At 30.6% G+C, this 7,890-nt stretch carries 7 protein-coding genes; all 7 read right to left on the bottom strand.

All coding sequences use genetic code 11. The annotated features are described in order from the left end of the window. A partial coding sequence (gene nusB / locus IX290_RS10820) for a transcription antitermination factor NusB (RefSeq protein WP_211493203.1) occupies nt 1–398 on the bottom strand: 398 nt, incomplete at its 3' end. Between the two features lie 16 nt (nt 399–414). Further along, the gene (locus IX290_RS10815; protein ID WP_211493202.1) at nt 415–648 is read right to left on the bottom strand and encodes a DUF2273 domain-containing protein; all 234 of its coding nucleotides are present in this window, start codon (nt 646–648) and stop codon (nt 415–417) included. Nucleotides 649–661: 13 nt separating this feature from the next. Next, the gene (amaP, locus tag IX290_RS10810) at nt 662–1,183 is read right to left on the bottom strand and encodes an alkaline shock response membrane anchor protein AmaP (RefSeq protein ID WP_211493201.1); all 522 of its coding nucleotides are present in this window, start codon (nt 1,181–1,183) and stop codon (nt 662–664) included. Nucleotides 1,184–1,235: 52 nt separating this feature from the next. Further along, entirely contained in the window at nt 1,236–1,613 is a 378-nt protein-coding gene (locus IX290_RS10805) for an Asp23/Gls24 family envelope stress response protein (RefSeq protein WP_211493200.1), read from the bottom strand. Between the two features lie 91 nt (nt 1,614–1,704). Beyond that, nucleotides 1,705–3,051: an acetyl-CoA carboxylase biotin carboxylase subunit gene (gene accC / locus IX290_RS10800; RefSeq protein WP_211493199.1), complete on the bottom strand. Its 1,347-nt coding sequence runs from the start codon at nt 3,049–3,051 to the stop codon at nt 1,705–1,707. Nucleotides 3,052–3,084: 33 nt separating this feature from the next. Then, entirely contained in the window at nt 3,085–3,507 is a 423-nt protein-coding gene (locus tag IX290_RS10795) for a biotin/lipoyl-containing protein (RefSeq protein ID WP_211493198.1), read from the bottom strand. A gap of 65 nt (nt 3,508–3,572) precedes the next feature. Continuing rightward, nucleotides 3,573–6,983: a DNA polymerase III subunit alpha gene (locus tag IX290_RS10790; protein ID WP_211493197.1), complete on the bottom strand. Its 3,411-nt coding sequence runs from the start codon at nt 6,981–6,983 to the stop codon at nt 3,573–3,575. Nucleotides 6,984–7,890: the final 907 nt, after the last annotated feature.

Raw genomic sequence — 7,890 nt, 5'->3', positions numbered from 1 at the left:
TATTTATTGATTATTTTCGCCAAAACTCCATTTACAAATTCAGCTGTTTTGTCATCTCCGTATACTTTAGCAAGTTCAACAGCTTCATTTATAGCTATTTCATGAGGAGTATCCTCAAATAGTAATTCATATACTGTACATTTAAGAAGTGTTTTTTCAACAGTTCCAATTCTTTCAAATGTCCATCCAACGATATTTTCGTTAATTGTTTTTAGTATTTCTTCATTGTGCTCAGTTATACCTTCCATATATTTTTTTATGAAAGCCATATCTTTCTCGTTAGAAATTACTCCTTCTCTTTTAAGATAGCTGTCAAAAACCTCTTTAGTACTTTCGTCTTTTAATTCACTTTCAAAAACTAGTTTGAAAAGTTCTTCTCTTGCTTCTCTTCTACTCATTTGTTTCCTCTCTTACTTAATTTTTACCTTTTTCATCAGTCTGTTTTTCAGTTAAAATATCTTTAATTTTTTTAAACTTTTTATCTAAACCAGGACTACCTAAACAATAACCTATTGCAGTAATAACGGCAATAAAAACAGTATTAGCTAAACCTACTGTAACTAGAAGTAAGGCTATTACAAAGGCTAGGAAACCATAGAGATATCTTTTCCTGTTATACACAAGAGTAGCAATCATTTCCTCTAGCATAGTCTATCCTCCTTTATTTCTCTTCAGGGTCACTATCTCTTAATGCTAATTTAGAGATTTTTACCTGAACATTTCCAACTTCTATTCCCATTTTATCTGCAAGTTTATTTTTGATTTCATTTTGAATAGACATTGACTTACCTGATACATCTCCATTAGAAAGTATATCAAGTTTGATTTTAATGTTGAATTTTCTTCCCTTTTTAAATGTGTCAACTTTTAAATTCGAGATATCTTTATCATCAGAAAGAAGATCTCTTATAAAAGTTGTAACAGTAGCAGCAGAAATATATACTACTCCATCTTCTGTTTTTATAACATAATCTTTTTCTCTTTCAAAAAGAGAGAAAAATTTAACTAAACAGATTATGAAATAAATAATTGATATTCCTAATACTACCATATCATAACCAAATGTTCCAATATATGTATTAAATTGTACAAAGTACTTTGGCATAACTACATAAACTATCCCTGTCAATGAAAGAACGAAAACACCTATCCATGCCAGGAAAAAAATAAATTTTTTAAACATAAATTATCACCTACATAAAAGATTAGAGGTGCTTTTAGACACCTCTATGAAGTTACATCTCTGTTTCTTCTCCCTCAGTTTCAGGAGCTTCTTCAGTCTTAATTTTTACATCCTGAACATAAACATTTACTTCCACAACTTTCAAACCACTTAATTCAGAAACTGCTTTTAAAACAGATTTTTGAATTTCGTGAGCAACGTCTGAAATAAGGTATCCGTATTCAACTATGATAAATACTTCAATGCTGCACTCTTTTTCTCCAACTTCTACCTTTACTCCATTAGTAGGTCTCTTTTTCCCAAGAATCTTGCTAACTTCATCAGCAACCCCACCGGCCAATTTGTAAACACCTTCAACATCAGATGCTGCTTTAGCTGCTATAGTCTTAACAACATCATCAGATATTCTTATATTTCCTAATTCACTCATTGAAACACCCCCGTGTAATTTTATTTGTTGTGTAACCTTTGTTTACTATATTATACCTAATTTTCTTTAAAAAAACCACCTTAATATCAAATTATTTTTTAGGGAAGTTCTCCTCTATAAAATTAGTTGATGTTTTACCCTCAATATATAGTTCATTATTGAATACTTGAAGATGGAAAGGAATTGTGGTATCTATACCTTCAATTATGTATTCATTTAGAGCTCTTTTCATTTTTGCAATAGCTTCTTTTCTATCGATTCCAAAGGCTATAAGCTTTCCAATCATTGAATCATAATAAGGTGAAATCTCATATCCTTGATAAGAGTGTGAATCTACTCTTATACCATTTCCTCCTGGCACAATATATTTAGTAATGACACCAGGTGATGGTAAAAATCCATTTTCTGTATCTTCAGCATTTATTCTACACTCTATTGCATGTCCAAATAGTTGAATATCATCTTGAGAAATATTAAGCTTTGCTCCAGATGCAATCTGAATTTGAAGTTTAATTATATCAAGACCTGTAACCATCTCTGTAACAGTGTGTTCTACCTGAATTCTTGTATTCATTTCCATGAAATAGAAATTGTTATGCTTGTCAACTAAGAATTCTAAAGTACCAGCTGAGTCATAATTTATTGCTTTTGCAAGTGTAACTGCAGCTTCTCCCATTGCCTTTCTTACATTTAATGGAAGTGAAAAAGATGGTGCTTCTTCAATAAGTTTTTGATGTCTTCTTTGAATAGAGCAGTCTCTCTCTCCCAAATAGATTACATTACCATATTTATCTCCTAAAATCTGAATCTCTATATGTCTTGGATTTTCAACAAATTTTTCTATATATACATCTGGATTTCCAAATGCTGATCCAGCTTCTGTTTGAGCTGCAACTATATTTTTTTCAAGTTCTTCATCATTTCTGGCGATTCTCATTCCCTTACCACCACCACCAGCAGTGGCTTTTATCATAACTGGGTAAGTGATAAATTCATTTACCTGTTTTTTGGCTTCAGAGATGCTAGTGATTATTCCAGTTCCGTTAGTTACAGGAACATTATTTGCTACAGCAGTTGCTCTGGCAGTTGCTTTATCTCCCATTTTTGAGATACACTCAGGTCTAGGTCCAATAAATGCAATATTATGCTCTTTACAAATAGATGCGAATTTTGCATTTTCAGAAAGGAACCCATATCCTGGATGGATAGCATCGGCTCCTGTTATTTCAGCAGCTGCAATAATATTTGGAACTTTAAGATAAGACTCTGAGCTTGAAACTCCACCTATACATACAGCTTCATCTGCTAATCTAACATGGAGACTGTCCTTATCAGCTTCAGAATACACAGCAACAGTTTTAATATCCAATTCTTTTGCTGCTCTTATAATTCTAACTGCTATTTCTCCCCTATTAGCAATAAGTATTTTATTAAACATTACATTTCCTCCCGATAATCCAAAATTGTCAGATTATGAAATTTTTACTTTTATTAATGGTTTACCATAATCAACTGGGTCTCCATTTTTTACATAGATATCTTCTATCACACCAGAAAACTTAGAAACAACTGGCAGAGCTACCCCAACAGCTATAACATTTCCAAGTTCCTCTCCCTCTTTTACACTTTGTCCAATTGATATAATTGGAGAACCATCTTTTTTAATAAAGTTGTATCTTCCTACATGTTCTGATACTATATCTTTATGATTTTTATCTATTTTTTCTTCGTTACATTCTTTCTTTTTAGGTTTTTCTTGAACTTTTTTCTTTTCTTGAACAGGATCAGCTTTGATAGTTATTTTAACGTCAGATGTCTCAAAAGAGATCTCTGTAAGTTTCTTTTCCTGAAGAATTTTCATTAATTCTTCAACAGTTTGCATATCACCCTTCATAGAATCCTCCTTATTTTTTATATATTTTACCATTAAGTACTGTATATTTCAATATAATTTGAGTTTCAACGAATTGTAACCTTATCTTCTCCCATGAGTTTTACAATTTCTGAAAGAAAATGAGATGACAGCTCCACTTTAAATTTTGTAAGTCTTACTTTTTTTATATTCTTTCCTTTAATGGCAAAGTACACAGGTGCATCACCTGGATAACTTTTAATAATATCTCTAAGTCTGCTGAATTTTTCTTTATCCTTTTCAAGAATAAGAATATATAGACGATTACTTTTTTCTCTTAGAATATCATTTAGGAACATTATATCACGGATTATAATTTTTTTCTTTTCTTCACCTTTAAAATAGTCAATCTGGCTATTTCCTCTGATAAAGACCGGTTTTCCCTCTACAAATATATGAACATATCTTTGATAATCTCGTGGAAAAGCGATACATGATATAGAGTTGTAATAATCTTCAATATCAAATATAGCCATAATTTCAGATTTTTTAGTTACCACTTTTTTTATATTTCTCAATATTCCGTAAGTCTGTACAAAACCTGTATTTTTATCCTCTTTTATCTCTGTAATAGGAGTGAGTCTAAATGTAGTAATGATATCTCTAAATTTATCCAATGGATGTGCACTGAAATAAAATCCCAGATACTCTTTTTCTTTTGCAAGTATCTCATCAAGGGAATACTCTTCTGCCTGAGGCAGAGTAAATTTTCCAAGAGCTGATTTTGCCATTCCAAAAAGGTTCATCTGTTGAATATCATCCTCTTTAAGCTTTCTATTTGCAAAATCCATTATTTTATCTATGGCTTCAAATTTTTGTCTTCTATTTCCAGGAAGTGAATCTAAAGCTCCAGCAAGTATTAGTGATTCTAAAGCTTTTTTATTGAGTCCATAGCTTCTTGTTCTCACTACAAAGTCTTCTAAATCTTTAAAATCGCCATTTAAGTTGTGTTCTTCCATTATTTTATCAACAATTCCCTCTCCTACATTTTTTATTGCTGCAAGTGAGAAGACAATTCCCTCTTTATCTACAATAAATTTAGAAGTAGGCTTATTTACATCTGGAAGATGAAGTTTAAGTTTATGGTATTTAGCATCTTCAACATAAAAGGCAATATTTTCAATATGTGCCATTTCTGATGTCATAAGTGCAGCATAGTAATGTTTTAGATAGAATGCTTTAAAATATGCAGTCCAATATGCAATTAGAGCATAAGCAGCAGAGTGAGATTTATTAAATCCATATCCAGCGAACTTATCTATAAGCTCAAACATCTCCATGGCTTTTTCTTCACTATATCCATTTTCAACAGAACGTTTGATAAATTTATCTCTGTTCTGTTCCATTATTTCAATGTTTTTCTTACCCATGGCTCTTCTTAGCAGGTCTGCTTCACCTAAGGAATATCCAGCCATGATATTTGCAATTTTCATTACCTGTTCCTGATAAAGTATAACCCCGTAAGTTTCTTTCAAGGTCTCTTCAAGAGAAGGGTGAGGATATTTTATTTCAATAGTTCCATTTTTACCATTAATGAAATCATCTACCATTCCAGAACCTAATGGTCCAGGTCTATATAGTGCAAGTAAAGCTATAATATCTTCAAATTTATCAGGTTGAAGTTTCATAAGGATATTTCTTATTCCTCTAGATTCCAATTGGAACACTCCAGAAGTATCTCCACGTGATAGCATATCATAGACTTTTTTAGAATTTAAAGGAATCTCATCAAGTTTTATCTCTTCACCAGTATCTTCCTTTATATATTCAATAGTTCTTTGAATATTAGTCAGGTTTCTCAATCCCAAGAAGTCCATTTTTAGAAGTCCAAGATCTTCCAGTTCCTTCATTTGATATTGAGTTGAAACAACTTTTTTACTATCACAATATAGAGGAACATTATCAGTTAATGGGTCTTTAGTTATAACAATACCTGCAGCATGGATAGATGCGTGTCTAACTTTGTTTTCTATTTTTGCTGAAACATCTATAATCTGCTGAATCTCTTTGTCTTCCAGATAGAGCTTTCTAAATTCATCTACACTGTTTAAAGTTTCTCTGATAGTTGTATTAAAAGGAACAAGTTTAGCTATTTTATCTACTTTTGAAAGAGGAGTATCCATAACTCTTCCAACATCTCTAATAGCAGCTCTTGCTTTCATTGTTCCAAATGTAATAATTTGTGCTACCTTGTCAGCACCATATTTTTCAATAACATACTCAATAACTTCCTGACGCCTTTCCTGACATATATCTATATCAATATCTGGCATTGATATTCTTTCTGGATTTAAAAATCTTTCAAAAATAAGATTATACTTTAAAGGATCCAATTGAGTAATTCCAAGTGCATAGGCAACTAAACTTCCTGCAGCAGATCCTCTTCCTGGCCCTATTGGGATATTGTTTCTTCTGGCAAAATCTATAAAGTCCCATACTACAACAAAGTAACCAGCATATCCCATTTTTTCTATTATTCCAAGCTCATATTCAATTCTTCCAACAATACCTTTGGTAAGACCTAATGGATAACGTTTTGCAAGCCCCATATATACAAGTTTTCTTAAGAAGGCTTCTATACTTTTCATACATGTTGGCAGTTTGTATTCAGGAAATTTAAATTTTCCAAATTCAATATCAACATTACATCTTCCAGCTATCTCAAGAGTATTATCAATAGCTTCCATGTATTTAGGACCCAGTCCATCAAGAACCTGTTCTCTACTTTTAAAAAATAGTTCCTTTGTATTTATTCTCATTCTGTTAGGGTCATTTAATTTAGCACCAGTTTGAATACAAATCATAATATCCTGCAGTGTATGATCTCCCTGATTTACATAGTGAGTGTCATTTGTTGCTACAAGTTTTAAATCATTTGCTTTAGCTAAATCATAGAGTTTTTCATTGAGTATCTTTTGTTCTTCGATACCATTTCCCTGTACCTCTATATAGAAGTTGTTTTTTCCAAAAATTTCAATGTATTCATTAAGAGCTTTATTTATATTTTCCTCAGGCTCTTTATCCATAATTCTACGTGATATTTCTCCGTTCATACATGCTGACAGAGCAATAAGACCACTGCTATGTTCCTTAAGATATGCTTTATCTACACGAGGTTTATAGTAAAATCCACGAAGATAACTTTCAGAACTTATTTTTAGTAGATTCTTATAACCTTCATAATTTTCAGCTAACAATACAAGATGGAAATTTCGACCTTCTCTATCTTCCATACCTTTTTCTGAAATGTATGCTTCAAGACCAATTATTGGTTTTATACCGTTTTTTTTCGCCTTCTTATAAAGCTCCAGGACTCCAAAGAGATTTCCATGGTCAGTGATAGCTATAGCTGGCATATTGAGAATTTTAGCTTTTTCTATATATTCATCTATTTTTCCTACTCCATCTAGAAGACTGTACTCAGTATGTAGATGAAGATGCACAAAACTCTTATTCATGGGCCCTCCTTATTATTTATATTAATATTTGATTTTTATCTTTTTAAAGTTTTTTTATATTCTTTTTATATTAATGTAGTTATTTTTCCCTCTACTATATTGTACTATCAAATCTCTTTACTTCAAATAAAAAAATCATTTAAGAGGGTGTTTTTTCCTAATTAAGAGGAAATGAGTGGATAAAGATAGTTCAATTATAAAAATAAATCTCAAAATAACTATTCATATTTTTAATGATTACATATAGAAAATGAATAGTTAAAAAAAGAGTTTATAGAATATTTTTTTAAAAATATCAACTTTAAAATTTTTCAAACTTTCAAAATATGTTGATTTTATTGAGTTTTTAAAAGAAAATAAAAAATATTGAATTTGTTAAGTATTATTTAGTATTCAAAAAATGAGGAATTCAGAAATGGTTACTTTTTTCTATATAAGAGAGCAAATATTGATTTTATTAAGATTGTCAAAATATAATTCTTGACTTTAAAAGGGAATATTGATATAACTTAGAGTGAAAGTCCATATATTGACAACGTGTTTATAAAAAAGTCAATAATCACTACAATTGTTTAAAAGCACAATTAAAAAAACACAAAAAATTGTGAAAAGGGGTTAAAAATTATATAAAAAAGTGGTATACTAAATATGGCAAGTACCAGTCTAGTATAAATTTTGACTTTAAAAACCGTACATCAAAGCAGAATAGTTATACTGTAAAGGACTAGGGTATAAAAGACTATACTTTAAAAAAGGAGCGTTTTCTAACTTTTTCAGCTCCTGTATATTTGTTAAATATGAAAATGTTTACAAATACAATAGAAAAAGTATTTTATAGGTCAAGCAAGAATAATGAAAAAGGAAAATTTTTTGTAGGAGGATTAAAATAATGGAATTTAATATGCCT

The organism is Fusobacterium sp. DD2 (assembly GCF_018205345.1).
Lineage (GTDB): Bacteria > Fusobacteriota > Fusobacteriia > Fusobacteriales > Fusobacteriaceae > Fusobacterium_A.
This window is presented reverse-complemented; position numbering and strand designations above follow the sequence as displayed.

What these genes read in the sequence shown, in the direction of transcription:
- IX290_RS10815 (WP_211493202.1), bottom strand. Translation starts at nt 648, where the DNA reads ATGCTAGAGGAAATGATTGCTACTCTTGTGTATAACAGGAAAAGATAT.
- amaP (WP_211493201.1), bottom strand. Translation starts at nt 1,183, where the DNA reads ATGTTTAAAAAATTTATTTTTTTCCTGGCATGGATAGGTGTTTTCGTT.
- IX290_RS10805 (WP_211493200.1), bottom strand. Translation starts at nt 1,613, where the DNA reads ATGAGTGAATTAGGAAATATAAGAATATCTGATGATGTTGTTAAGACT.
- IX290_RS10790 (WP_211493197.1), bottom strand. Translation starts at nt 6,983, where the DNA reads ATGAATAAGAGTTTTGTGCATCTTCATCTACATACTGAGTACAGTCTT.
- accC (WP_211493199.1), bottom strand. Translation starts at nt 3,051, where the DNA reads ATGTTTAATAAAATACTTATTGCTAATAGGGGAGAAATAGCAGTTAGA.
- IX290_RS10795 (WP_211493198.1), bottom strand. Translation starts at nt 3,507, where the DNA reads ATGAAGGGTGATATGCAAACTGTTGAAGAATTAATGAAAATTCTTCAG.